Below are 24,779 nucleotides of genomic sequence, written 5' to 3' on the forward strand. Positions count from 1 at the left end.
TCCTGTTCTAGCGGAGGGTCTTGGGGGCGAACCAGCGGGTGACGAGTCGCCCGACGAGGTTGAGCAGCATGACGATGAGGATCAGCGTCAGGGCGGCCGCCCAGGCCCGGTCGTAGTTGATGTCGGGGATGCACACGACGTCGGTGACGTTGCTGCAGGGCACCAGGCCCTGGCTGTACTGCCGGTACACGTACACGGGCAGCGTCATCATGCGGCCCTCGAAGAGGTTGCCGTTGATGGAGTCGACGACGCCGACGGTGATGAGGAGCGGCGCGGTCTCGCCGATGACGCGCGCGACGGCGAGCATGACGCCCGTCGTGATGCCCGCGATCGACGTGCGCAGCACGACGCGCACCACGGTGAGCCACTTGGGCACGCCGAGCGCGTAGGCCGCCTCGCGCAGCTCGTTGGGCACGAGGCGGAGCATCTCCTCGCACGAGCGGACGACGACGGGGATCATGAGGACGGACAGCGCGACCGAGCCGACGATGCCCATGCGCACCCCCGGCCCGAAGATCACGGCGAAGAGCGCGTACGCGAAGAGGCCGGCGACGATCGACGGGATGCCCGTCATGACGTCGACGAAGAACGTCACCGCGCGCGCCAGCGGCCCGCGGCCGTACTCGACGAGGTAGATCGCGGCGAGCAGGCCGATCGGGACCGAGATCACCGCGGCGCCGAGCGTGATGAGCAGCGTGCCGAGGATCGCGTGGTAGATGCCGCCCGCGTCCATGCCGCCGAACACCCCACGCATGGAGTGCGTGAGGAAGTAGACGTCGAACCGCTCCATGCCGTGCACGACGACGGTCCACGCGACCGACACGAGCGGCACCATCGCGAGGGCGAACGCGCTCCACATGAGGACCGTCATCGTGCGGTCCTTGCGGCGGCGGCGGGCGTCCGCGCCGCGCAGGAGCGCGCGGACGGACGCGGTGCGCTCCGGGTCGGGGGCGGAGGCCCCGCGCGCGGGGCTGGTGCTGAGGGCGCTCATCAGTTGGCTCCCGAGAAGTCCTTGCGCCGCGCGACGATCGCGCGGGCGCCCATGTTGACGAGCAGGGTGATGAGGAACAGCGCGAGGCCGGTCGCGATGAGCGCGCTCACCCCGAGCGGGTTGGCCTCGGGGAAGTCGGCCGCGATGTTCGCGGCGATCGTCTGCTGCTGCCCGGCCTGCAGGATCTTGAACGAGTAGAGGAGCCCGGGCGAGAGGATCATCAGCACGGCCATCGTCTCGCCGAGCGCACGACCGAGGCCGAGCATCGCGGCCGAGATGACGCCCGAGCGGCCGAACGGGATGACCGCCGTGCGGATCATCTCCCAGCGCGTCGCGCCGAGCGCGAGCGCCGCCTCCTCGTGGAGCTTCGGCGTCTGGAGGAACACCTCGCGGCTCACGGCGGTGATGATCGGCAGGATCATCACGGCGAGCACGAGCGCGACGGTGAGCAGGACGCGGCCGGTCGGCGAGGCAGGGCCGGCGAACAGCGGGAACCAGCCGAACGTGTCGGCGAGCCACGACCACACCGGGACGACGATCGGCGGGAGCACGAGCGAGCCCCACAGGCCGTAGACGACGCTGGGGATCGCCGCGAGCAGGTCGACGACGTACCCGAGGGTCGACGCGAGACGGCGCGGCGCGTAGTGCGAGATGAAGAGCGCGATCCCCATGGCGACCGGCGTCGCGAGCAGGAGCGAGAGCGCGGCCGCGAGGAGCGTGCCGAAGATCAGCGGCCCCACGAAGGACACGAGCGACGCGCCCTCCGGGAACCAGGACACCTCCTCGGACAGCACGTCCCCGCCCGCGGTGAGCGCGGGCCACGCGCGGAGCACGAGGAAGATCGCGACCGCGGCGAGGACGGCGAGGATGAGCCCCCCCGGCGCCGGTCGCCGTCCAGCGGAACGCACGGTTCACGCCGCGGTCGGTGTTCCGCGCACGACGGCGCGGGGCGCCCGGGCGCGGCGCGCCGGACGGGCCGCCCGGCGCGGGGCCCGGCGTCGTGGGTGGGGCTGTGGTGGTCACTCGTGCTCCCGGTGCATGCGGTCCTGCTGCGTGAGGTCTGGGCTGCGGACGATCTCGCGGATCAGGGGCGGCGGGGCCCGTAGGCCCCGCCGCCCCCCTGGTCCGAGAGTCGTCAGCCGGCGGCGCCGACCGTGATGGACTCGATGGCCGCGTGGACGTCCGTGCGCAGGTCCTCCGAGATCGGCGCGTTGCCCGCGGCCGACGCGGAGGCCGACTGGCCCTCCTCGCTCGAGATGTAGGTGAGGAACGCCTTGACGAGGTTGCCCGCCGCCTCGTCCTCGTAGCTGGTGCACGCGATCGCGTACGAGACGAGGACCAGCGGGTAGGCGCCGGCCTCGGTCGTCGTGCGGTCCAGCTCGACCGCGATGTCGTGCTCGGCACGACCCTCGACGCGCGGCGACGCGTCGACGACCTTCGCGGCGGCCTCGGGCGAGTACGAGACCCACTCCTCGCCGACCTTGATGCTCGCGGTGCCGAGGTCGCCGGCCTTCGAGGCGTCGGCGTAGCCGATCGTGCCCTCGCCGCCCTGGACGGTCTGCACGACGCCGGACGTGCCCTGCGCGGACTCGCCGCCCTGCGTCGGCCAGTCACCGCTCGGCTCGTGGCCCCACGCGTCGCCCGCCGTCGCGGCGAGGTACTCGGTGAAGTTCTCGGTCGTGCCCGACTCGTCGGAGCGGTGGACCGGCGTGATCGCGAGGTCCGGGAGCGTCGCGTCGGGGTTGTCGGCGGCGATCTCCGGCGCGTTCCACTGCGTGATCGTGCCGTTGAAGATGCCCGCGATCGTGGCCGGCGCGAGGTTGAGCTCCGCGACGTCCGGCAGGTTGTAGATGATGGCGATCGGGCTGACGTAGACGGGGAGGTCGATCGCGCCGTCGGGGCCGCACACGGCCTGCGACTGCGTGATCTCCTCCTCCTTGAGCACCGCGTCCGAGCCGGCGAACGCGACGCCGCCCTCGAGGAACTGGGTGCGACCGCCACCGGAACCGACCGGGTCGTAGTTCACGGTGACGTCGGGGTTCGCGCTCTGGAACCCGGCGCGCCACGCCTCCATGGCGGACTCCTGCGAGCTCGCGCCCGCACCGTTGAGCTCACCGCTGAGGTCGCTCGCGGTCTCGGAGGAGCCCTCGGAGGAACCGTCGGTGGCACCGTCGGCGCTGCCGACGGGGTCGTCCGACCCGCAGGCGGCGAGGGTCAGCGCGAGCGCACCGATCGCGACGGCGGATCCAGCACGGGAGAATCGGCTGAGCTTCACTCTTCGTTCCATCCTGTTCAAGCGTCTCGTGGCACCAGCGAGCGCCGGTGACGAGCCCGACGCTAGGAGCGCCGGGTGACGCGTTCCCCGAGAGCGGGTGAACGAGGGATGAACAGTGCACAGACCTTCCGTGCCACGTTCCCGGCCGGGTCGGGCAGGCGTCGGTCCGGGCCTCCGCGCCGCACGACGACGGCCCCGGCGCGTCCGTGAGGGACGCGCCGGGGCCGTTCGTGCGCTGTGCCGGAGCGGTCAGGCCTGGCCGACGCCGTCCGCGATCTTGTACCCCAGGCCACGCACCGTGAGCAGGTAGCGCGGGCTCGCGGGCTCGGGCTCGATCTTCGACCGGATGCGCTTCACGTGGACGTCGAGCGTCTTCGTGTCGCCCACGTAGTCCGTGCCCCAGACCCGGTCGATGAGCTGCCCGCGCGTGAGCACGCGCCCCGCGTTGCGCAGCAGCAGCTCGAGGAGCTCGAACTCCTTGAGGGGGAACGGCACGACCTCGCCGTCGACGCTCACCGTGTGCCGCTCGACGTCCATGCGGACCGGACCGACCTCGAGCGCGCTCTCCGCGACGACCTCGCCCCCATTCTCGCCGCCCTTGCGGCGCAGCACGGCGCGTACGCGCGCGAGCAGCTCGCGGAACGAGTACGGCTTCGTCACGTAGTCGTCGGCGCCCAGCTCGAGGCCCACGACCTTGTCGATCTCCGAGTCCTTCGCCGTGAGCATGATGACGGGCACGTCGCCGCGCTGCCGCAGCTCGCGGCACACCTCGGTGCCGCTCAGCCCGGGGAGCATGAGGTCGAGCAGGACGAGGTCCGCCCCGTCCGCGTCGAACCGCTCCAGCGCCTCGGTGCCCGTCGCCGCCTCGACGACGTCGAAGCCCTCGCGTCGCAGCTGGTACGTCAACGGGTCGCGGTACGACTCCTCGTCCTCCACCACCAGGATGCGCGTCACGCGCCTACCTCCTTGTTCTGAACGTCGTCGGGTGCGGGGGTCTCCACGGCCCGCCGCACGTCGTGCTGCACGGGCACGGGGACGGCCCCGGCCGTGCCCTCGTCCCGCGCCGCGTCGTGGACCGTGCCCGACGGCGCGACGTGCGCCTGCCCGGCCGGCACGTCCGCCGCGGGGATCCGGAGCGTGAAGGTCGAGCCGCGCCCGGGCTCGGACCACATGGTGACCTCGCCACCGTGGTCGGCCGCGACGTGCTTGACGATGCTGAGGCCGAGGCCTGTCCCGCCGGTGTCGCGCGAGCGCGCGGGGTCCACCCGGTAGAACCGCTCGAACACGCGGGCCTGCTCGTCGGCCGAGATGCCGATGCCCTGGTCCACCACGGCGATCTCGACCAGGTCGTCCGCGAGCGAGACGCCGACGCCGACGCGCGTGTTCTCGCCCGAGTAGGCGACCGCGTTGTCGAGCAGGTTGCGCACAGCCGTCACGAGCAGGTTGTGGTCCCCGTACACGGCGGCGTCGAGCTCTCCCCCGGTCGTGAGCGTGATGCCCTTGCCCTGCGCGGTCGTGCGCGCGCGGTCCACCGCCTCCTCGATCACGCCCCGCACCGGCACCACCGTGACCTCTTGGAGCGCACCCGCGACCTGGAGCCGCGAGAGCTCGATGATCTCCTGCACGAGAGCGGAGAGGCGCGTCGCCTCCGACTGCATGCGCGCGGAGAACCGCCGCACCGCCACCGGGTCGTCGGCGGCGTCCTGCACCGTCTCGGCGAGCAGCGCGAGCGCCCCGACCGGCGTCTTCAGCTCGTGGGACACGTTCACGACGAAGTCGCGGCGGATCGCCTCGACGCGCCGCGCCTCCGTGCGGTCCTCCGCGAGGACGAGCATGTGCTGCGGGCCCACCTGCGCGACGCGGACCTGGAGCATGACCGTGCCCCGGCCGACCGGACCGCGCGGGAGCTCGAGCTCCTCGTCGCGGATCACGCCGTCCCGGCGCACGTCGTCGATCATGTCCCGGATGGCCGCGTGCGCGATCGCGTCGCCCCGCACCACGCCCAGCGCGTACGCCGGCGGGCTGGCCCGCACCACCTCGCCCTCCTCGTCCAGGACGACGGCGGCCGACCGCAGCACGGCCAGCACCCGGACGAGACCCTCGTCGAGCTCGGGTGCCGGCTCCGCCCGCGCAGCACGCTGCTGGCGCTCGCTCACGCGGAACGCGATGGCCGCGATCACGCCGACCACGACGCCCACGACGCCGGCGGCCAGCACGGTCGCGCCCTCGATGAGACTCTCGGCTTGCACACCTCCAGCCTACGGTCGCGTGCGCGCCCGACCGGTCGATCCGGCGCCCCGCAGGCGCGAGCCGCCAAGAGTTCACCTGGCGGCGCCCTGGAGTTCACCGCCCGGTCGACCGCGCCTGCGAGCGTGACAGGAGCCGACGGCGTGCCCGGGCGCCGCCCGGCGCGCAGGGGTGCACGCCGTCACGGACCGGACCGACCGGTCACGACGAGAGGGAAGCGATGCGGGAGATCTTCGAGGCCGAGCTGAAGCAGGTCGGCGACGACCTGGCCGAGATGAGCCGGCTGGTGGAGTCCGCTGTGAACCGCGCCGGGCAGGCGCTGCTCACGGCGGACCTGCAGCTCGCGCAGTCGGTCATCGGCGACGATCACACGATCGACGCCCTCGAGCGCGAGCTCGACGAGCGCTGCGTGCTCCTCCTCGCGCAGCAGCAGCCCGTCGCCACCGACCTGCGGGTCGTGGTCAGCGCGCTGCGCATGAGCGCCACCCTGGAGCGCATGGGCGACCTCGCCCGGCACATCGCCCAGGTCGCGCGCGGCCGCTACCCGGCCCGCGCCATCGAGCCGTCGCTCCACCGGACGTTCGAGCAGATGCACGACGCCGCCGTGCGCGTCGCCCGCCGGACGACGACGCTCCTCACCACGCGCGACCTCACCGTCGCCGCGAACATCGAGCGCGACGACGACCTGCTGGACAAGCTCCACCAGGACACCTTCACCGCGCTGCTCGACGGCACGTGGACGGGGACCCCGCAGGAGACGGTCGACGTCACGCTCGTGGGCCGCTACTACGAGCGCTTCGGCGACCACGGCGTCTCCGTCGCCAAGCGCGTGACGTACCTCGTCACCGGCGACTTCGCCGACGACCGCGGCACCCCCGCCGGCTCCGCCCGCGCGTCTGCCTGACGACGGGTCCACGGCCCTGCACCCGAGGTAGAGCCGCAGGTCTCGAGGTAGGACCCGCGGAGCTCTACCTCGGTGCCGGTGGTTCTCCCTCGCCGTCCCGGTTCCTGCGCACAGACGACCGTGGCCCGTCCGGATTCCCGGACGGGCCACGGTCGTCTCTGCGTGCGGGCTGTCAGCGGCCCTGGTTGGCGACCGCGGCAGCGGCCTCGGCGGCGGCCTCGGGGTCGAGGTAGCGGCCGCCCTTGGTGATCGGCTTGAGGTCCTCGTCGAGCTCGTAGAGCAGCGGGATGCCGGTCGGGATGTTGAGCGCGGCGATGTCCTCGTCGGAGATGCCGTCGAGGTGCTTGACGATCGCGCGCAGCGAGTTGCCGTGCGCCGCGACGAGGACGGTCTTGCCGGCCTTCAGGTCCGGGACGACCTCGCCGTCCCAGTACGGCAGGGCGCGCTCGAGCACGTCCTTGAGGCACTCGGTGCGCACGACGGGGGCGTCGGCGTAGCGCGGGTCCGCGTCCTGCGAGAACTCGGAGCCGAGCTCGATCTCGGGCGGCGGGACGTCGTACGAGCGGCGCCAGAGCATGAACTGCTCCTCGCCGAACTCCTCGAGCGTCTGCTTCTTGTTCTTGCCCTGGAGGGCGCCGTAGTGGCGCTCGTTGAGGCGCCACGACCGCTTCACGGGGATCCAGTGACGGTCCGCGGCGTCGAGCGACAGGTTCGCCGTCGTGATCGCGCGGCGCAGGAGCGAGGTGTGCACGACGTCGGGCAGGACGCCGGCCTCGGTGAGGAGCTGACCGCCGCGCTTCGCCTCCTCGGTCCCCTTCTCCGACAGGGCGACGTCCACCCAGCCGGTGAACAGGTTCTTGGCGTTCCATTCGCTCTCGCCGTGGCGGAGCAGCACGAGGGTGTAGGTCATGGGCTCCATCCTGCCGCACGGCCCGCCGCGCGGGCACCCGCGTCCCACGTGGTGGTGACCGTCGCCGTCGGGCGTGGGACGAAGGTCCGGGAATCGGGCGGACGGCGCGCACGTTGCCCCGGACATGCCGATCGACGGAGAGTACGCCCCCAGCCCGAGCGCCTGGTCCCGCAAGCAGGCCGAGTCCTACGAGTCGTCCGGAGGGACGCGCAGCACGACCCTGAACGGGATGCCGGTGGTCGTGCTCACGACCCTCGGCCGACGCACCGGCAAGGTCCGCAAGACGCCGCTCATGCGGGTCGAGCACGACGGCGCGTACGCGGTCGTCGCGTCGCTGGGCGGCGCCCCTCAGCACCCCGTCTGGTACCACAACGTCCTGGCGCACCCCCAGGTCGAGCTCCAGGACGAGGCCGAGCGCCACGACTACGTCGCGCGCGAGGTCCACGGCGAGGAGAAGGCGCTCTGGTGGGAGCGCGCCGTCGCGGCCTACCCGCCGTACGCGGACTACCAGCAGAAGACGTCGCGCGAGATCCCCGTCCTGGTCCTGGAGCGCACCGCACCGGACGCCTGACCCGCAGCGAGGTCCGCGCGACGTCAGCGCGCCGCGCGGACCTTGCGCGCCTGCGCGTAGACGTCGAGCATGCGCAGCGCGGCGGTGTCCCAGCCGAACCGCTCGCCGGCGCGCCGGGCGCCGTCGCCGAGCGTGGCGAGGCGCTCGTCGTCGGCGAGCAGGTCGCCCAGCACGCGCGCCCACGTCTGCGGGCCGTGGTCGGGCACGAGGACGCCGGAGACCTGGTCCTCGACCACCGTCCGCAGCCCGCCGACGGCGGCCGCGACGACGGGCGTGCCGCTCGCCTCGGCCTCGGCCGCGACGAGCCCGAACGACTCGTTGTGCGACGGCACGGCGACGACGTCGGCCGCCCGGTACCACTGCGCGAGCTCGTCCCGTGGGACCGGCGGGCGCACGACGAGCCGGTCGCTCACCCCGACCTGGTAGGCGAGCGCCTCGAGCTCGCGCACCGCCGTCGGGCGCCCGCTCGGGCCGCCCAGCACGACGAGCGTCGGCACGTGCTCCCCGCGCTCCGCGAGGACGCCGAGCGCCCGGACGAGCACGTCCGGGCCCTTGAGCGGCTGCACGCGCCCCGCGAAGAGCACGAGGCCGCCGGTGGTCGGCAGTCCCAGCCCGGCGCGCAGCGCCCGGCGCCGCTCCCGCCGCGCGGCGCCGTCGGCCGCCGACGCGCTGCCGGGGTCCGGGGAGAACAGGTCGAGGTCGACGCCCGGCGGCACGACGTGCACGCGCGCGGGGTCGGCGGCGTAGTCGCGCACGAGGTCGTCCGCCTCGGCGTCCGTGCTCGCGACGAGCGCGTCCGCCTCGGCGACGACCTGCTCCTCCCCGATGATCCGCCCCAGGGGCTCGGGCGCGTCGCCCGGGGCGAGCGCGGCGTTCTTCACGCGCGCGAGCGTGTGCATGGTGTGCACGAGCGGGACGTCCCAGCGGTCGGCCGCGAGCCAGCCCACCTGCCCGGAGAGCCAGTAGTGGGTGTGGACGACGTCGTACCAGCCCTCGTGGTGCCGCGCCTCCGCGCGCAGCACCCCCGCCGTGAAGGCGCAGAGCTGGCCGGGCAGGTCGTTCTTGTCGAGCCCCTCGAAGGGCCCGGCGACGACGTGGCGCACCGTCACGCCGTCGGACACCTCGACCTTGCGGGGCTGGCTCGACGCCGTGGCGCGCGTGAAGATCTCGACCTGCGTGCCACGGCGCGCGAGCGCGTGCGCGAGCTCCGTGACGTACACGTTCATGCCACCCGCGTCGCCCGTGCCCGGCTGGTCGAGTGGCGACGTGTGCACGGAGAGCATGGCGACCCGCAGCGGGGTCGACGGGTCCGGGGAGACGCCCTCCGGCAGCTCGAGCGCGGTCACGGCGGCTCAGGCCTCCACGACGCACGCCGGGGCGGGCAGCGCGAGCACGTCGACCACGTGGGCGGCACCGTCCGAGCGGCGCACGCGCAGGAGCGCGAGGTTCGACGTCGGCCCCTCCCCCGCGGAGGCGGCCTCCGGCCGCTCGATGAGCGGGTCGTCGTTCTGGTTCGCGACGACGACGAGGTCGTGCAGCGGCTCGTCGGGAGCCCCGGAGCCGGCGAGGACGGCGAAGTGGCGCGGCCAGGCGCCGCCCACCGGGGAGTCCGCGAGGTGGCGCAGCGAGGGGACGCCGCCGTCGGGCCCGGGCTCGACCGCGTGCACGGCGAGCACGTCGGCGCCGCGCACCGCGACGAGGACGCGCGTGCCGTCCGCCGAGACCGCGACGTGCGAGGGGTAGTTCCCGCCGCCTGCAGGGGCGGCGGCGTGCGTGACGTCGTAGCGCGCGACCACGTCGTACGTGCGCGCGCCGTCGGGGCCGTCGACCGGGGCGAGGACGAACAGGGCCGGGTCGAGCTCGCCGACCACGACGAGGTGCCCGGACGGCAGCGCGGCGAGGTGGCGCGGACCGGTCCCCGGCGGGAAGGTCGCGACGACGCGCGGGGCCGAGCCGTCGGGTGCCGCGGGGTCGTGCCGGCGCAGCTCGTCGGTCCCCAGGTCGACGACGAGCACGTCGCCGCTGCCGTCGTCCGCCGCGCCGAAGTGCGCGAGCGGGGCGACGAAGTGGGCGTGCGGGCCCTCCTGGCGGTCGGTGACCGGACCCGTTCCCGCGTGGCCCTGGCGGCGCACCGCGGTGCCGGGCCGGCCGTCCGCTGCGGCGAGCGCGCCGTCCGCGGCGGTCGCGACGGCGGTCAGGACGCCGTCCCCGTAGTTCGCGACGAGCACGTCCCCGCTCACGACGACGTGGCACGGGTACGAGCCGCCCGTGGCGACGCGCTCGCCCCGGGGCGCGAGGCCGCCGTCGGACCCGACCGCGAACGCCGACACCGAGCCGGCCTCCGTCTCCCCCACCGCGTACAGCGTGTCGTCGTCGAGCGCGAGGAACGACGGCGACGGCGACTCGGCTGCCAGCACCCCGCCCACGAACGACCCGGTCCCGGCCGCGGCGTCGACGTCGAGCCCGACCCGCCACACGCCCTCCGCACCGCCGTTCGCCGGGTGCGGGTAGGTGCCGATCCAGAGGGCGCGGGTCGCGGAGGTCATGACCCGAGCCTAGTTCTCCGGACGCGTGCCACCGGCACCCGCCGGACCGATACCGGCGGTCGGCTCGACGTCCGCGGACGCGAGAGCGCCCCGCCGACGGACTCGTCGGCGGGGCGCTCCGGTGCTCGTGCGGCGTCGCGTCAGTGCGCGGCGTCGAACGCCGTCTGGATCTCCTGGGAGATGCGGCCGCGGTCGTTCACCGTGTAGCCGTTGGCGCGTGCCCACTCGCGGACCTCGGTCGCGCGGGCCGAGCCCGAGGATCGGCCGCTGCGGCGCGCGGGGCGGGCCGTGCTCGTGCGGGACGAGACCTTGCGCGCGTTGCCGACCCAGGACGCGAATGCGTCGCGCAGCTCCTGCGCATTCTTGGTGCTGAGGTCGATCTCGTAGGAGACGCCGTCGAGCGCGAACGTGACGGTCTCGTCGGCCGCGCCCCCGTCGAGGTCGTCGACGAGAATTACCTGGACTTTCTGGGCCACTGTGGTTACCTCACGCTTCACAGGAATGATTGTCCTCGTCAGGATGCATCGAAAACTCGGGACCGTCAATTGGCCGCACCGTTGTCCGGCACGTGTCTCTCGCGGCTTAGCCCACCATTCCTGGACGCAAGTACATCATCTCGCGGCTATTTGCACGCGCTAACGGGCGATGCTCAGGAGTCGCGCGCGGGCGCGACATTCCCGCCGACACCCGATTCCTGCTCCGCGTCCAGGCGCGCGAGGGCGGCGCGCTCGTTGCGGTCGGCGCGCACGATGGCCCGCATCGCCACGTAGAAGAGCACGCCGACACCGATCGAGGGGATCAGTGCCGCGACGGTGGGCCAGATGTCCATGCTGTCGATCCTAGGTCTTGGGCGCGTTATTGCTGCGCGGGCTTCACGAGCGGGAAGAGGATGGTCTCGCGGATGCCGAGGCCGGTGAGCGCCATGAGCAGGCGGTCGATGCCCAGGCCCATACCGCCCGACGGGGGCATCGCGTACTCCATCGCGGTGAGGAAGTCCTCGTCGATGCGCATGGCCTCCTCGTCGCCGGCGGCCGCGAGCAGCGCCTGCGCCTCGAAGCGCTGGCGCTGGACCACCGGGTCCACCAGCTCGGAGTATGCCGTCGCGAGCTCGACGCCCCGCACGTAGAGGTCCCACTTCTCGACCTGGCCACGCACCGCCCGGTGGTCGCGCGTGAGCGGGGAGGTCTCGACGGGGAAGTCGCGCACGAACGTCGGCGCGACGAGGTGGTCGCCCACCAGGTGCTCCCAGAGACCCTCGACGAGCTTTCCGTGGTTGACGTTCTTCGGGTCGAAGGTGAGCTCGAACTTGTCGGCGTACGTCAGCAGCGACTCGACCGACGTCTCGGGCGTGATCGCCTCGCCCAGCGCGTCCGAGAGCGAGTCGTACATCTTCAGCTGCGTCCATTCGCCGCCGAGGTCGTATTCCGTGCCGTCGGCGAGCGTGACCAGGGTCGTCCCGAGCGCGTCCTGCGCGGCCCGCTGCACGAGGTCCTGGGTGAGCGCCGCCATGGTGTCGTAGTCGCCATAGGCCTCGTACGCCTCGAGCATCGCGAATTCCGGGGAGTGCGTGGAGTCCACGCCCTCGTTGCGGAAGTTGCGGTTGATCTCGAACACCTTCTCGACGCCGCCGACGGCCGCGCGCTTGAGGAACAGCTCCGGCGCGATACGCAGGAACAGGTCGATGTCGAAAGCATTCATGTGCGTCTCGAACTGGCGCGCCGCCGCGCCTTCCGGACGCGTCTGGAGCATGGGCGTCTCGACCTCGACGAAACCACGCTCCCAGAAGTTCTCGCGGATCGAGCGCACGACGGCGGCCCGCAGGCGCACCGTGTCCCGGGCGGCCGGGCGCGCGATGAGGTCCACGTAGCGCTGGCGCACGCGCGCCTCCTCCGAGAGCTCCTTGTGGAGCACGGGGAGCGGGCGCAGCGCCTTCGCGGCGATCTGCCACCGGTCGGCGAACACGCTCAGCTCGCCGCGGCGCGAGCTGATGACGCGTCCGTGCGCGAAGAGGTGGTCTCCCAGGTCGACGTCCGCCTTGAACGACGCGAGCGACTCCTCGCCGACGACGGCCTGGCTCAGCATGACCTGGAGGCGGTTGCCCTCGCCGTCCTGGAGCGTGACGAAGCACAGCTTGCCCGTGTTGCGCAGGAACACGACGCGACCGGCGACGCCGACCTCGTCCTGCGTCTCCTCGCCCGTCTCCAGGTGCGCGTACGCGGCCCGGACGTCGGCGATCGTCGTCGTGCGCGGGACGGACACGGGGTACGGCTGGTCGCCGCGCGCGAGGATCCGCTCGCGCTTCTCGCGGCGGACCTGCATCTGCTCCGGCACGTCGTCGACGTGCTCCTCGGGCTCGCGCGCGTCAGGAGAAGGGGTTCCGGCGGGGGAGGTCACCCGAGGATTCTACCGACGCTCGCACGCCGTCGAGGTAGAGGCCTGGTACCAGGGCTCTATCTCGCGGTGCCAGGGCTCTACCTCGGCGGGAGGGTGGGCAGGAGGTCGAGGGCGAGGTCGAGGATCGGGGCCGAGTGGGTGAGCGCGCCGACCGAGAGGTAGTCGACCCCGGTGCCCGCGACCTCGCGCGCGCGGTCCAGGGTGAGGTTGCCCGTGGCCTCGAGCTCGACCTTCGCCGGGACGCCGTCCTTGCCCTCGCGGGCCCGGACGGCGGCGACCGTCTCGGCGAGCACCGGCGTCGGCATGTTGTCGAGCAGGAGGAAGTCTGCGCCCGCCGAGACGGCCTCGAGCGCCTGCGCCGTCGTGTCCGCCTCGACCTGGACGAGCACGTCGGGGAACGTGCGGCGGATCGCGTCGATCGCGGCGCTCACCGAGCCGGCGGCCACGACGTGGTTGTCCTTGACCATCGCGACGTCGTAGAGGCCCATGCGCTTGTTCGTGCCTCCCCCGGCGCGCACCGCGTACTTCTCCAGGGCGCGCAGGCCGGGCGTCGTCTTGCGCGTGTCGAGCACCTGCGCGCCCGTGCCGGCGAGCTCGCGCGCCCACGCGCGCGTCGCCGTCGCGACGCCCGACGCGCGGCTCGCGAGGTTGAGCAGCGTGCGCTCGGCCGCGAGGAGCACCTGGACCGGCCCCGTGAGCGCGGCGAGGACGCGGCCGCGCCCCACGGCCGCGCCGTCGGACGCGACGAACGTCACCTCGACGGGCGGGAGCCCGAACCGCTCGGCGACCTGCCGCGTCACCTCCTCGACGACGACGAGCCCCGCGACGACCCCGTCCGCGCGCGCCACGAGGTGCGCCGTCCCGGTGGCCGACGGCGGCACGGTCGCCTGCGTCGTGACGTCGCGGCCCGGCGCGACGCCCAGGTCCTCGTCGAGCGCCCGCGCGACGGTCTCGGCGATCCACGCCGGGTCGAGCCCCGGCTCGACGCGTGACGGGGCGGGCGGCGCTCCGCCGTCGGACGGGGAGGCGGACACGGGCTCGGCAGGGCTGCTCACGGTTCCCCACCGTATCCGCTCGTCCGCGAACAGAGGCTCCGCGTCCGGCAGGGGCGGCGGTCGCGTCCCGTCGACCCGCGCCGAGCCCGGAGTTGTCGTCCGACATGGGCGCGAACCCGTCGACAACCCCGGGTTCGGCGGGGCGGCCGCGGCCGAGCGGAGCGGGTCCGTCAGCGGACGAGCAGCGTCCCGTCCGCGTCGAGCGACACGAGCACGCGGCGCTCCCACGCCGGGTCGGTGTCCGGGAAGTCGGTGCGGAAGTGGCCGCCGCGGCTCTCCGTGCGCAGCGCCGCGGCCGCGGTGAGCGCGGTCGCGACCTGGTGCACGTTCGTCGTCTCCCACTCCGCGGCCTGCGGCTGCGCGACGACGTCGCTCGCCTCGTGCGCGTCGGTGCGGACCGCGGCGAGGCGGGCCGCGGCGGCGGCGAGGCCGTCGCCGTCGCGGATCACGCCGGGACCGGCCGAGGCGATCGACTGGATCCGCGAGCGCGCCGCGGCCGCGACGAGCGCCGACGGGCCGGTACGTCGGACGGGCTCGACCGGCTCGAGCTCGCCGGCCGCGACCCGGTCGGTGATCTGGCGCGCCGCACGGTGCGCGAACACGAGCCCCTCGAGCAGCGAGTTGGACGCGAGCCGGTTGGCGCCGTGGACCCCCGTGCACGCGACCTCGCCGATGGCGTAGAGCCCGTCGACGGTCGAGCGCCCGTGCAGGTCCGTCACGACGCCGCCCGAGTGGTAGTGCTGGGCCGGCGCCACGGGGACGGGCTCCTCGGTCCAGTCGAGGCCGTTCTCCGCGAGCCGCTCGGTGATCGTCGGGAAGCGGGAGCGCAGGAAGTCGGCGCCGAGGTGTCGCGCGTCGAGCAGCACGTGGTCCGAACCCGTGGCAGCCATCTGCCGCACGATCGCGTGCGCGACGACGTCGCGCGGCGCGAGCTCGGCCATGGGGTGCTGCGCGGGCATGAAGCGGTGTCCGTCGGTGTCGAGGAGGATCGCGCCCTCGCCGCGCACCGCCTCGGAGATCAGCGGGAGCTGCCCTCGCGCGCCGAGCCCGAGCCACAGGACCGTCGGGTGGAACTGGACGAACTCGAGGTCGCCGAGCGTCGCACCCGCGCGGAGCGCCGCGGCGATGCCGTCGCCCGTCGCCTGCGGCGGGTTGGTCGAGGAGCGGAACACCTGGCCCACTCCCCCGGTCGCGAGCACGACCGCGCGCGCGAGCACCGCGCCGACGCCGTCGCGCGTGCCCTCGCCGCGCACGTGGAGCGTGGCTCCGCAGGCACGCGGGGCGCCGTCGGGACCCTCACCCGTGAGGACGTCGAGCACGAGCGCGTTCTCGATGACCTCGATGCCCGGGTCGCTGCGCACCGCGTCGAGCTGCGCGACGAGGGCGCGCGAGATCTCGGCCCCCGTCGCGTCGCCGCCCGCGTGCGCGATGCGGTCCGCGTGGTGGCCGCCCTCGCGCGTCAGCGCGATGTCGCCGTTCTCGGCGCGGTCGAAGTTCGCGCCGCGGGCCACGAGCTCGCGCACGCGCGCGGGACCCTCGGTGACCAGCACCTCGACCGCGGCCGGGTCGCACACCCCGACGCCCGCGACGAGCGTGTCCGCCAGGTGCGCCTCCGGCGAGTCCTCGGGGTCGAGCGCCGCCGCGATGCCGCCCTGCGCCCACACGGTCGAGCCCGACGACAGCTCGCCCTTGGTGACGAGCAGGACGCGCGGCACGCGCGTGCGCAGCTCGAGCGCCGCGGTGAGTCCCGCGATGCCCGACCCGACGACGACGACGTCCGCCGTCGTCGTCCAGCCCGGCGCCGGGGCCGCGAGGGTCCGGGCGAGCACGGGAGCGCCGGGCCCGCCGCGTCCGCTCACGCGGGGCGCACCGCGGACGCGACGCCGGCCCCGGCGTCGCCGCCACGGAACGGGGCGAACGGCAGGCCGCTCGCCTCGAGGCCGTGTCCCGCGGGCACGAGGCCGGGCTCGTCCGAGAGCTCGACGATCCGGTTCTGCTCGTCCACGAAGACGACGTTCGGCAGGTAGGTGCGCGCGTCGGCGTCGTCGAGCATGCCGTAGGCGATGAGGATGACGACGTCGCCCGGCTTCACGAGGTGCGCGGCGGCGCCGTTGATGCAGACCTCGCCGGCGCCGCGCTCCCCCGGGATGACGTACGTCGTCAGGCGCGCGCCGTTGGTGACGTCCACGACGTCGACCTGCTGGCCCGGGTAGAGGTCCGCGGCGTCGAGCAGGTCGGCGTCCACGGTGATCGAGCCGACGTAGTGCAGGTCGGCCTGCGTCACCGTCGCGCGGTGGATCTTGCCGATCATCATGGGGCGCTGCAAGGACGCCGGACGACGCTGCGGGCTCGACGGGGTCTGCGCGGTCACGCGGTACCTCCAGGTGCGGGGGCACGGCCGTCGGGGTCGGCGGCCCGGGTCGCGGGCGGCGCGATCTCGACGGCCGCGTTGTCGATGAGACGGGTGGTGCCCACGCGTGCCGCGACCAGGAGGAGCCCGGGGCCGACGGCGCCGGGCGCCAGGTCCTCCACGGTAGCGGGATCGACGAGCACCACGTAATCCAGCTCAACGCCGTCGGCGGCGTCCAGGATTCCCCGCGCGGCGGCGAGGACGCCCGGCGCGTCGGCGCCCGCGTCCGCCGCGTCCCGACCGGCGCGCAGCGCGCGGCTCAGCGCGAGCGCCTCGTCGCGCTCCGCGGGCGACAGGTAGGCGTTGCGCGACGAGCGCGCGAGCCCGTCCGCCTCGCGCACCGTGGGCACCGCGAGGATCTCCACGCCCACGTCGAGGTCGGCGACCAGGCGTCGGACCGCGAGGAGCTGCTGCGCGTCCTTGGCGCCGAACACCGCGACGTCGGGCCGCACCAGGTGGAGCAGCTTGAGCACGACCGTGAGCACGCCGTCGAAGTGACCGGGCCGCGACGCGCCCTCCAGCACGGTGCCGATCCGGCCCGAGGTGACCCGGACGATCGGGCCGGCGCCTCCTGCCGCCGGCCCGAGGTCCGGGTACAGCTCCTCGACGGCGGGGGCGAAGACGACGTCCACGGCGACGTCGTCGCCCGCCGCGGCGAGCAGCGCGACGTCGGCCGCGACGTCGCGCGGGTAGCGCTCGAAGTCCTCGCCGGGACCGAACTGGAGCGGGTTGACGAAGTCGGTGACGACGACCTGCCCGTCCGGGCCGACCTCGGCCCGCGCGCGGCGCACGAGCTCGAGGTGCCCCGCGTGCAGCGCCCCCATCGTCATGACGACGGCGCGGCGCGCGCCGGGGTGGGCGGCCGCCCAGCCGTCGAGGGCGGCGCGGAGGTCGGCACGCGTCGTCACGACGCGCGGGGTGTCCGGCCGGGGCGTCGGCGGGACGCCCGGGGCGGGGGTGGTGGTCATGCCGTTCCTTCGTCGTCGTGCGGGTCGTGCGGGTCGTGCGGTGCGGCACCGGGCCCTGCGTCGGGCGGGTCCCCGAGCGCGTCGAGGAGCGTGCGGGCGGTCGGCTCGTCGAGACGTCCGCCCGCGAGCGCCCGGTGGGTCGCCGCGCGGCCCAGCGCGCGGTACGACGGCGGTACGTCGGACGCGTCGCTCGTGGCCGCGAGCGCGTCGAGGGCTTCCAGGTGCTCGCGCACCGTGCCGACGTCGCCGCGCACCACGGGGCCGGTGAGGCCGAGGAGCGCGCCCGCCCCCGCCCCCGTGCCCGACTCGGCGCCCGCGTCCGCGCCGCGGGTCGCGCCGTCGAGCGCGGCGGCGAGCAGCGGGGCGAGCGCCCGGCCCGGCTGGTCGACGCCCGCGGCCTCGAGCGCCTGCGCGGCCTGGGCGACGAGCACGACGAGGTGGTTCGCCCCGTGCGCGAGGGCCGCGTGGTAGAGCCCGCGGGACTCCTCGGCCACGACCACGGGCTCTCCGCCGAGCTCGACGACGAGCGCCTGCCCGATCGGCAGGACCGGCCCCGGCGCCGTGACGGCGAACGTCGTGCCCTCGAGCCGCGCGAGGTCGAGCGACGTGCCGGTGAACGTCATCGCGGGGTGCAGCGCGAGCGGGATCGCGCCGGCGGCGCGGGCCGGGTCGAGCACGGCGGTCCCGTAGCGGCCGGACGTGTGCACGACGATCTGCCCCGGCTGCCAGGCCCCCACGTCGGCGAGGCCGCGGACCAGGTCGCCCAGCGCGTCGTCGGGCACGGCGAGGAGCACGAGCTCCGCGCGCTCCACGACCTGGGGGACCTCGAGCACCGGCACGCCGGGGAGGAGGGTCTCGATGCGCTCGCGCGACGCGTCGGACACGCCGCTCGCGCCGACGACGGCATGCCCGGTCGCGCGCAGCGCGCTCCCGAGGACCGCGCCGACGCGGCCCGCCCCCACGACGCCCACGCCGAGGCGTCCGGGCCGCGCGCCCGCCGCGCTCACGGCCGCCCCCCGTCCTCGGCCCGGCGGTCGGCGGTTTCCGCGCCTGGCACGCGACCGGGCACGCGACCAGGGTCTGCCGCGGGCACCGCGTCGGGCTCGACGGCGGACACCGGGGTCGGCTCGGCGGCCGGCTCGGGGGCGGGCTCGGTGACGGGTACCAGAGGCACGTCGTCGCGGCGCATCCACAGCTCCGGACCCGCGTGCGCGCGGGCCTCGCGGGCACGCTCGGCCTGGGTGTCGAGGAGGCGCGCGGCGTCGCCCGCGTCGAGGTGCCAGACCTTGGGCGAGACCGGGCCGGGCGTCGAGTGCACCGCGAACGTCGCGACGTCGAACCGCCGCTGGAGCGGGCCCTGCTCGAGCCCGAGCGACTGCGTCCGCTCGTGCGGCACGACGACGAGGCTGCGGAACACCCGCCCGCCGCGCAGGAGGAGCGCGCGGTCGGTCACGGTGTACCCGTTGCGGCGCCAGGACACGAGGTCGAGCAGCCGCGCACGGCGCGGGGTCACGACGTAGTGCTGACCGGCGTCGAGGCCGGACAAGCCCTCGTCGAGGAGTGCGCGCGGGTCGGGCGTCCCGAGGTCGGGCAGCACGAGCCACAGCGCGGCGAGCGCCTCGTCGCGCGTCCCGACGGGCAGCAGCACGCTCGTCGTGTCCGACCCGTCGGAGCTCACCCCGTAGCCCGCCACGTTGACGTCGACCCGCCACCAGTCCGGCCCGCGCCAGAACGGGCCCTGGCGCAGCCGCACCGCCTGGACGCGGCCGGGCGGGATGGTCTGCGACCGGGTCTCCAGGAGGCCGTGCCGCAGGCGGATGCCGTCCGGCGAGATCGCCGAGCGGAAGCCGAACTCGCCCGAGAACCGGGAGAAGAGGAAGCCGCCGAACCCGAGGACCGCGGGCAGCGCGCTGAACAGCACCCCGATCTCGCGCGTGCCGATGACGACCCCGGCGATCCCCAGCACACCGAGGACGAGGCCGACCGTGGCGCCCGACCGCACGAGCGAGGCGACGAGCCGACCCGGACCGACCGCGGTGACCGGCTGCTCGGGCGCCTCCGGGGCGACCAGCACCTCGTCGCCCACGGCCGCGCCGCCGATCGGCCGCACCGACGACGGGGTGCTCGGGTCCGCCGGGGACGTGGCACCGACGCCCGTCCCGCTCCCCTCCGCGGCCGCCGTCGGGACGCCGGCCGGACGCTCGCGCGCGACCCGCAGGCCGGCGGCGCGCGCGAGGAGGTCGTTGCGCAGCCGGTTGGCCTCGACCTCCTTGAGGAAGCCGAGCTTCACGCCCGAGTCCGCGCCCCCGGCGACCTCGAGCTTGAGCTCCGCGAGGCCGAAGAAGCGCGCGAGGAGCGGCTGCACGACGTCGACCGCCTGGAGCCGGTCCAGCCGTGCCTTGCGCTGCTGCCGGAAGAGCACGCCCGTGCGCAGGTGCACCGACTCGTCGTCGACCGCGTAGCTCGTCATGCGCCACGCGAGCGCCGAGTACCCCAGGCCCACGAGCCCCACCGCGAGGATGCCGAGGAGGATCATCCACCAGCGGTTCCCCTCGAGGAGGTTCTCCCCCTCAGGCAGCCCGTTGAGCGTCTGCTGCCCGACGACGACGAGCAGCACCGCGATGACGGTCCAGCCGCGCACGAGCGGGGTGACCGGGTGCACCCGGTGCCACACGAGGTCGTCGGTGGCCGGTGCTTCGCTCACAGGCCCGCCAGCCTCGCCTCGCCGCGCGACGCGAGACGGTCGCGCAGACGCTCCGCCTCGGCGGGCTCGAGGCCGTCGATCGTCGCGTCGGTGGACGCCGACGCGGTGTGGAGCTGCACCTGTGCGATGCCGAGCTTGCGCGCGAGCGGCCCGGCCTGCACGTCGACGTACTGCATGCGGCCGTACGGCACGACGACGAGCTGGCGGAACATGATGCCGTGGCGGATCAGCAGGTCGTCGTCGCGCTCCGCGTACCCGATCGCGCGCACCTGGCGCGGGACCAGCACGAGCGCCCACAGCCCGAGGAGCACGAGCACCCCGAGCACGAGCCACTGCCACCAGTGCGGGAAGAGGATCGCCAGCACGATCGCCGCGGCGGCCGGCACCGCGAGCGTGATGGCCACCGACAGCAGGCGTGCGGTGATCAGCCGGGGCGACACGCGCGTCCACTCGATGCCGGGCGGGTCGAAGGGGCCGGTGCCGCGGGCGTCCAGGTCCCGTGCAGGGTCGGTCATGCGTCGATTCTCCCATCCCGTCCCGGTGCGCCCGGGGTCGCGCGTCACGGCCGGCCAGGGCGCCGCCGACGCCCCCGGGTCGCGGTGCGCTGCCGTGGCGAAGAACGCGAGCGTCAGGCGGGCGTGCTCGCGCCCGGCGTCTCCGGGTCCTCGCGCGTCGTCGAGCCCTCGCGGCCCTCGCCGCGGTCCTCGGGCGGGAGCTGGCAGAACCGCTCGGCCACGAGACCGACGACGGCCAGCAGCACCGCGCACGCGACCGCGACCCCCGCCGCCACCGCGCGGTCGCGCTGCGCCTCGATCGAGAGGTCGGGCAGGGCCACGAGCACCTGCGCGCCGTACCAGCCCGCGAGCAGGGCGCCCGTGAGAGCAGCGGCCTTGGCGAGCACGAACGTGCGCGCCGCCCGGATCGCGTCGAGCGAGGGCCGCTTGCCCCGCTGGTAGGCGCGGACCGTCCACCCCGCCCAGAACACCGCCGCGGCGAGCGCGACGACCGCCACGTCGACGATCCACGGCACCGCCGGCAGGTGCGTGCCGCGGCCCTGGAGGAGCCGCACGACGAACCAGCCCACGACCGCCGTGGCGACGGCCACGAGCAGCAGGGTGCGGACCGAGGTGCGCCGCATCAGCGCTCGGCGTCGTGCGCGCCGCCCGAGACCGGCCCGAACGGCGGCCACGGGTCGGTCGCCGGGTGCAGGGACGCGTCGGCGAGCGGACCGGGTGCCGACGCCTGCGCCGACTGCTGAGCCTGCTGCTGGACCGGCCCCGTGACCGGGGCGAAGGGCACCGACCGGATGATGCCGTCGTCGACCGGGGTGGCCGGGTCGGCGGGGGTCTGCGCGGGCGGGACCGCCACCGGCGGGGCCCCCGCGGGGTGCACAGCGACCGGGGGCTCTGCCGGGCGGACGGGCGCGAAGGCGGGGAAGACGGGGGCGCCCGGCTCCGGAGGCTGCACGACGTCCTGCGACGGCTCGGGGTCGGGCAGCGCCGCCGGCCGGTGCGACGGGCCGGGGAACGGCGCGACGGGCGGCGACCCGGGCTCGTGCGAGCCGAACGAACCGTCCGGGACGACCGCCGGGGCGCCTTCGGCCGAGGGCGCCACGCCCTCGGACACCGGGGCGAAGACCGGCCGGGCCGCGATGGGCTCCGCCGGGGCTGCCCGCGGCGGGACCGCGGCCTGCGGCGGGGCGACGGGGAGCACCGCGCCCGGGGCCGAGGTCGCCTGCGGCGGCGCGGCCTGCACGGGCAGCGGCTGCTGCGGCACCGAGGGCCGCTGGGGCAGCGCCTGGTGCGGCGCCTGCGGCGGGACGGGCGGGTGCTGCGGCCCGGCCGGCACGGGGACGTCCTCCGGGACCGCCTGCACACCGACCGGTCCCGACGTCGACGGTGAGTCGTGCGGCCCGGGGGCGGCGTCGGTCGGCGGCTGCCGGTACGGGTCGTCGACGACCACGGGCTCAGCCGGCGCGGGGGCCGCGTCGGAGCCTCCGGTCGCGAGCGGGACCGCGCCCGTGGGCTCGGGCGCCGCGTCGGTCAGCCAGTCCAGCGCGAGCCACCGGATGCCGCCGCGGTCGGGCGCCGTCGCCGCGAGCGCGGCGACAGGTCCCCCACCGAGGCCGGGCAGCACCGCGTCCGGGTCGATCTGCGACCACGGCTCGAGCACGAACGCCCGCTCGTGGGCGCGCGGGTGCGGCAGCTCCAGGTCGTCGGCGACGGCCGTGAGCGTGCCGTACACGATGAGGTCCACGTCGAGGGTGCGCGGCCCCCACCGCTCGTCGCGCACCCGGCCGTGCGCCTGCTCGACGGCCTGGCACGCGTGCAGCAGGTCGCGGGCCGAGAGGCGCGTGCGGGCGAGCAGGACCGTGTTGAGGAAGTCGGGCTGGTCGGGACCGCCCACCGCCGCCGTCCGCGCGAGCGGGGAGACCTCGGTGATCTCGAGCCCGGAGATCCGGTCGAGGTCGGTGATCGCGTCGCGCAGCGTCTGCTGGGCGTCGCCGAGGTTCGCCCCGAGGGCGAGCACCACCTCGACGAACCCGGCGGGCACGTCGTCCATGCGGTCGTGCTCGACGGGCGGAGCAGCGATCTCCTCCTCCGCGGCGACCGGCGCGGCAGGCTCGTCGGACGGCGCGACCGGGGCGCCGGCGTCGGGCGCTGCCGCTGCGACCGCGGCGGCGGCGACGGGCGCCTCGGGCGCCGCGTCGCCCTGCCCCTCGTACGTCGGCTCGTACGTCGGCTCGCCGAAGGGCGCGGGAAGCGGCTCGGCGGGAACCGCGGGCGCCTGGGCGTGGACCGGCTCCGGCTCGTGCTCCGCGACGGGTCCGGCGGCGGGGACCTGCCCCTGCTGCTCGGACGCGGGCGGGTCGGCCGGCTCGGCCGGCGTCGGCACCGGCACCGCGCCTGGCCCGCCCTCCGCGGCGGGCTCGGCCGGCGCCGGAGGCGCCGAGGCCTCGAGCAGCGCCTCGTACGGCGCCGGGACCGGCTCCGGCGCGGGGGCCGGTGCCTCGGGGGCGGGCGCGGCGGCCGTCGGCACCTCGTGCGCCGGTGCGGGCGGCGCGGGCACCGCCGGGGCCTCGCGCGTGGCGTCGCGCTCGTCGTCGAGGTCCGGGGCGCCGCCCGCGACCTGGTGCTCCGGCTCGGGCGACGGGGGCTCGACGGGGAGCGCGGTCGCGCCCGGGGGGATGCTCGGCGGCATGACGTCGGGCGCCGGGGCGATCTCGACCCGCTCCTCGGCGACCGGGGCGTCCCCGACACCGTGGATGAGGGCGGGCGCGACCGAGCCCACGGGGATCGGCGCGACGAGCTGCTCGGACCGGCGGGAGAGCGGCGCGACGACCGGCACGACGACGCGGTCGCGGCGGATGACGACCTCGACGTCCTCGAACGGGACCGTGATCGGCGCCTGCGGCTTGTGCACGGCGACGTCGACCGCGACGACCTCGTCGTGCGTGAGGATCGTCGCCGCGATGCGCTCGGCCACCGTCTCGACGAGGTCGGCGGGCGAGCCCGCGAGGACGGCCACGACGTCCTCGGCGACGCCCGCGTAGCTGACGGTCTGGTCGAGGTCGTCCCCGCTCGCCGCGGCGCGCGTGTCCAGGTGGAGCACGACGTCGGCGCGGAAGAGCTGACCCTCGGCCTTCTCGTGCTCGAAGACACCGTGGTGCCCCGTGGCGCTCAGGCCCGTGAGCCGGATCCGGTCGAACGGCCGTCCGTCCGCGTCGAGGACCGCTCCTGCGAACGCTGTGGTCACGTCGTGCTCCCGTCCGGTGCTCCGCTGCCGCCCGCCGGTCGGGCGGACGGACCTCTCGTCACCGTGTCTCGTTGCGTGTGTCGTGCTGCGCCGGGCCGGCCGCGCCGCGGGGCCCGTCGCCCATCCTGCTAGGTCGTGGGCCGCGCCGTCGAGTCGCTCCCGCTCCTCGGTCGGTCGGTCGCGCCCCCGCTCCCGCCCCGCCGACCCGACCCTGCCTCGCCGGCGCGGGACCATGCCGCCGCGACGCGCACGGCGTCGGCCGACGCCCGGACGGTGTGGACCCGCACGCACCACGCGCCCGCGGCGGCCGCGAGCGTCGTGATCGCGGCGGTCGCGTCGTCGCGCAGCAGGGGCGGCACGGGCTTCCCGTCCGACCGCGCGAGGAGGTGCCCCAGGAACCGCTTGCGGGATGCGCCGACGAGCACCGGCAGGCCGAGCTCCTCGAGCTCGCCGAGGCGGGCGAGCAGCGGCCAGTTGGACGACCCCGCCTTGGAGAACCCGAGGCCGGGGTCGAGGACGAGCTGGTCGCGACGCACCCCGGCCGCGAGCAGCGTCTCGACGCGCACGGCGAGCTCGTCGCGCACGTCCGTGACGACGTCGTCGTACTCCTCGAGGTCGTCCATGACGTCCGCGTGGCCGCGCCAGTGCATGCAGACGTAGGCGACGCCCGTCCGTGCGACCACGTCGGCCATGGCCGGGTCGGCGAGGCCGCCCGAGACGTCGTTGACGATCCGCGCGCCCGCCGCGACCGCGCGCTCGGCGACGACCGCGCGCGTCGTGTCGACGCTGACGACGGCACCCTCCGCGGCGAGCGCGGAGATCACGGGCAGCACGCGCGCGAGCTCGGCCTCGACGGGGACGCGGCCCGCGCCGGGGCGGGTCGACTCGCCGCCCACGTCGAGGACGTCCGCGCCCTCGCCCAGCAGCTCGCGCCCGTGCGCGACCGCGGCGTCCGGCTCGTACCACTCGCCGCCGTCGGAGAACGAGTCCGGCGTGACGTTGACGACGCCCATGACGAGCGTCCGGCCGACGTCGGCCAGCTCCTCGA

At 75.2% G+C, this 24,779-nt stretch carries 22 protein-coding genes and 1 pseudogene; 2 read left to right on the forward strand and 21 right to left on the reverse strand.

Annotated elements, in window-relative coordinates; translation table 11 throughout:
- Positions 1 to 7: 7 nt before the first annotated feature.
- From pstA to FB00_RS15930, 5 genes and pseudogenes are all read right to left on the reverse strand, one after another.
- Positions 8 to 991, reverse strand: coding sequence for a phosphate ABC transporter permease PstA (gene pstA, locus FB00_RS15910; RefSeq protein WP_047233891.1), 984 nt, complete (start codon positions 989 to 991; stop codon positions 8 to 10).
- Positions 991 to 2,014 (reverse strand): annotated as a pseudogene (gene pstC, locus FB00_RS15915) (phosphate ABC transporter permease subunit PstC). Before pstC ends, pstA begins: the two are co-directional and overlap by 1 nt.
- Before the next feature lie 112 nt (positions 2,015 to 2,126).
- On the reverse strand, positions 2,127 to 3,266 hold the full coding sequence (gene pstS / locus FB00_RS15920) for a phosphate ABC transporter substrate-binding protein PstS (RefSeq protein ID WP_231581894.1): 1,140 nt from the start codon (positions 3,264 to 3,266) through the stop codon (positions 2,127 to 2,129).
- A gap of 249 nt (positions 3,267 to 3,515) precedes the next feature.
- Positions 3,516 to 4,220, reverse strand: coding sequence for a response regulator transcription factor (locus FB00_RS15925; RefSeq protein ID WP_047233893.1), 705 nt, complete (start codon positions 4,218 to 4,220; stop codon positions 3,516 to 3,518).
- On the reverse strand, positions 4,217 to 5,515 hold the full coding sequence (locus FB00_RS15930; RefSeq protein WP_231581895.1) for a sensor histidine kinase: 1,299 nt from the start codon (positions 5,513 to 5,515) through the stop codon (positions 4,217 to 4,219). The genes FB00_RS15925 and FB00_RS15930 overlap by 4 nt, the downstream gene beginning before the upstream one ends.
- A gap of 218 nt (positions 5,516 to 5,733) precedes the next feature.
- Between FB00_RS15930 and phoU the strand changes: the two genes are divergently transcribed.
- Positions 5,734 to 6,417 carry a phosphate signaling complex protein PhoU gene (gene phoU, locus FB00_RS15935; protein ID WP_047233894.1) on the forward strand — a complete coding sequence of 228 codons (684 nt, stop codon included), beginning with the start codon at positions 5,734 to 5,736 and terminating at the stop codon, positions 6,415 to 6,417.
- Positions 6,418 to 6,589: 172 nt separating this feature from the next.
- Here phoU and FB00_RS15940 read toward each other — a convergent pair whose 3' ends face one another.
- Complete coding sequence (locus tag FB00_RS15940) at positions 6,590 to 7,327, reverse strand: phosphoglyceromutase (protein WP_047233895.1); 738 nt, start codon at positions 7,325 to 7,327, stop codon at positions 6,590 to 6,592.
- Positions 7,328 to 7,451: 124 nt separating this feature from the next.
- Here FB00_RS15940 and FB00_RS15945 point away from each other — a divergent pair, with 124 nt between their 5' ends.
- Positions 7,452 to 7,898 carry a nitroreductase family deazaflavin-dependent oxidoreductase gene (locus FB00_RS15945; RefSeq protein ID WP_047233896.1) on the forward strand — a complete coding sequence of 149 codons (447 nt, stop codon included), beginning with the start codon at positions 7,452 to 7,454 and terminating at the stop codon, positions 7,896 to 7,898.
- Between the two features lie 23 nt (positions 7,899 to 7,921).
- On the opposite strand, the gene mshA is transcribed toward FB00_RS15945, so the two are convergent.
- The 15 genes from mshA to folP form a co-directional block, all read right to left on the reverse strand.
- Positions 7,922 to 9,181 carry a D-inositol-3-phosphate glycosyltransferase gene (mshA, locus tag FB00_RS15950; RefSeq protein WP_047233923.1) on the reverse strand — a complete coding sequence of 420 codons (1,260 nt, stop codon included), beginning with the start codon at positions 9,179 to 9,181 and terminating at the stop codon, positions 7,922 to 7,924.
- Between the two features lie 69 nt (positions 9,182 to 9,250).
- Positions 9,251 to 10,444: a lactonase family protein gene (locus tag FB00_RS15955; protein ID WP_047233897.1), complete on the reverse strand. Its 1,194-nt coding sequence runs from the start codon at positions 10,442 to 10,444 to the stop codon at positions 9,251 to 9,253.
- A gap of 140 nt (positions 10,445 to 10,584) precedes the next feature.
- A complete protein-coding gene (locus FB00_RS15960) occupies positions 10,585 to 10,920 on the reverse strand; it encodes a histone-like nucleoid-structuring protein Lsr2 (RefSeq protein ID WP_047233898.1) in 336 nt (111 codons plus the stop codon).
- A gap of 173 nt (positions 10,921 to 11,093) precedes the next feature.
- A complete protein-coding gene (locus tag FB00_RS15965; protein ID WP_047233899.1) occupies positions 11,094 to 11,273 on the reverse strand; it encodes a hypothetical protein in 180 nt (59 codons plus the stop codon).
- A 26-nt stretch (positions 11,274 to 11,299) separates the two neighbouring features.
- Positions 11,300 to 12,763: a lysine--tRNA ligase gene (gene lysS, locus FB00_RS15970; RefSeq protein WP_082141405.1), complete on the reverse strand. Its 1,464-nt coding sequence runs from the start codon at positions 12,761 to 12,763 to the stop codon at positions 11,300 to 11,302.
- A gap of 152 nt (positions 12,764 to 12,915) precedes the next feature.
- On the reverse strand, positions 12,916 to 13,797 hold the full coding sequence (gene nadC, locus FB00_RS15975) for a carboxylating nicotinate-nucleotide diphosphorylase (RefSeq protein ID WP_231581899.1): 882 nt from the start codon (positions 13,795 to 13,797) through the stop codon (positions 12,916 to 12,918).
- A 266-nt stretch (positions 13,798 to 14,063) separates the two neighbouring features.
- On the reverse strand, positions 14,064 to 15,752 hold the full coding sequence (locus tag FB00_RS15980; protein ID WP_047233901.1) for an L-aspartate oxidase: 1,689 nt from the start codon (positions 15,750 to 15,752) through the stop codon (positions 14,064 to 14,066).
- The gene (gene panD / locus FB00_RS15985) at positions 15,749 to 16,207 is read right to left on the reverse strand and encodes an aspartate 1-decarboxylase (protein WP_047233902.1); all 459 of its coding nucleotides are present in this window, start codon (positions 16,205 to 16,207) and stop codon (positions 15,749 to 15,751) included. Before panD ends, FB00_RS15980 begins: the two co-directional genes overlap by 4 nt.
- 53 nt (positions 16,208 to 16,260) lie before the next feature.
- Entirely contained in the window at positions 16,261 to 17,271 is a 1,011-nt protein-coding gene (gene panC, locus FB00_RS15990) for a pantoate--beta-alanine ligase (protein ID WP_047233903.1), read from the reverse strand.
- Positions 17,268 to 18,278, reverse strand: coding sequence for a Rossmann-like and DUF2520 domain-containing protein (locus FB00_RS15995; RefSeq protein ID WP_047233904.1), 1,011 nt, complete (start codon positions 18,276 to 18,278; stop codon positions 17,268 to 17,270). Before FB00_RS15995 ends, panC begins: the two co-directional genes overlap by 4 nt.
- Complete coding sequence (locus tag FB00_RS16000; protein WP_082141402.1) at positions 18,275 to 19,975, reverse strand: PH domain-containing protein; 1,701 nt, start codon at positions 19,973 to 19,975, stop codon at positions 18,275 to 18,277. Before FB00_RS16000 ends, FB00_RS15995 begins: the two co-directional genes overlap by 4 nt.
- Positions 19,972 to 20,490: a PH domain-containing protein gene (locus FB00_RS16005; RefSeq protein WP_047233905.1), complete on the reverse strand. Its 519-nt coding sequence runs from the start codon at positions 20,488 to 20,490 to the stop codon at positions 19,972 to 19,974. Before FB00_RS16005 ends, FB00_RS16000 begins: the two co-directional genes overlap by 4 nt.
- Positions 20,491 to 20,603: 113 nt before the next feature.
- The gene (locus tag FB00_RS16010; RefSeq protein ID WP_047233906.1) at positions 20,604 to 21,113 is read right to left on the reverse strand and encodes a DUF3180 domain-containing protein; all 510 of its coding nucleotides are present in this window, start codon (positions 21,111 to 21,113) and stop codon (positions 20,604 to 20,606) included.
- Positions 21,113 to 23,731, reverse strand: coding sequence for a 2-amino-4-hydroxy-6-hydroxymethyldihydropteridine diphosphokinase (folK, locus tag FB00_RS22870; RefSeq protein WP_231581896.1), 2,619 nt, complete (start codon positions 23,729 to 23,731; stop codon positions 21,113 to 21,115). The genes FB00_RS16010 and folK overlap by 1 nt, the downstream gene beginning before the upstream one ends.
- Positions 23,732 to 23,859: 128 nt before the next feature.
- Entirely contained in the window at positions 23,860 to 24,744 is an 885-nt protein-coding gene (gene folP, locus FB00_RS16020) for a dihydropteroate synthase (protein WP_082141406.1), read from the reverse strand.
- Positions 24,745 to 24,779 lie beyond the last annotated feature (35 nt).

The organism is Cellulosimicrobium funkei, assembly GCF_001019615.1.
In the GTDB taxonomy this organism is placed as follows: Bacteria; Actinomycetota; Actinomycetes; order Actinomycetales; family Cellulomonadaceae; genus Cellulosimicrobium; species Cellulosimicrobium cellulans_E.

Excerpts from the sequence above, each read along its gene's own strand:
- pstA (WP_047233891.1), bottom strand. The coding sequence starts at position 991 with ATGAGCGCCCTCAGCACCAGCCCCGCGCGCGGGGCCTCCGCCCCCGAC.
- phoU (WP_047233894.1), top strand. The coding sequence starts at position 5,734 with ATGCGGGAGATCTTCGAGGCCGAGCTGAAGCAGGTCGGCGACGACCTG.
- FB00_RS15940 (WP_047233895.1), bottom strand. The coding sequence starts at position 7,327 with ATGACCTACACCCTCGTGCTGCTCCGCCACGGCGAGAGCGAATGGAAC.
- FB00_RS15945 (WP_047233896.1), top strand. The coding sequence starts at position 7,452 with ATGCCGATCGACGGAGAGTACGCCCCCAGCCCGAGCGCCTGGTCCCGC.
- mshA (WP_047233923.1), bottom strand. The coding sequence starts at position 9,181 with ATGCTCTCCGTGCACACGTCGCCACTCGACCAGCCGGGCACGGGCGAC.
- FB00_RS15955 (WP_047233897.1), bottom strand. The coding sequence starts at position 10,444 with ATGACCTCCGCGACCCGCGCCCTCTGGATCGGCACCTACCCGCACCCG.
- FB00_RS15965 (WP_047233899.1), bottom strand. The coding sequence starts at position 11,273 with ATGGACATCTGGCCCACCGTCGCGGCACTGATCCCCTCGATCGGTGTC.
- lysS (WP_082141405.1), bottom strand. The coding sequence starts at position 12,763 with ATGCAGGTCCGCCGCGAGAAGCGCGAGCGGATCCTCGCGCGCGGCGAC.
- panD (WP_047233902.1), bottom strand. The coding sequence starts at position 16,207 with ATGATGATCGGCAAGATCCACCGCGCGACGGTGACGCAGGCCGACCTG.
- panC (WP_047233903.1), bottom strand. The coding sequence starts at position 17,271 with ATGACCACCACCCCCGCCCCGGGCGTCCCGCCGACGCCCCGGCCGGAC.
- FB00_RS16005 (WP_047233905.1), bottom strand. The coding sequence starts at position 20,490 with ATGACCGACCCTGCACGGGACCTGGACGCCCGCGGCACCGGCCCCTTC.
- FB00_RS16010 (WP_047233906.1), bottom strand. The coding sequence starts at position 21,113 with ATGCGGCGCACCTCGGTCCGCACCCTGCTGCTCGTGGCCGTCGCCACG.
- folP (WP_082141406.1), bottom strand. The coding sequence starts at position 24,744 with ATGGGCGTCGTCAACGTCACGCCGGACTCGTTCTCCGACGGCGGCGAG.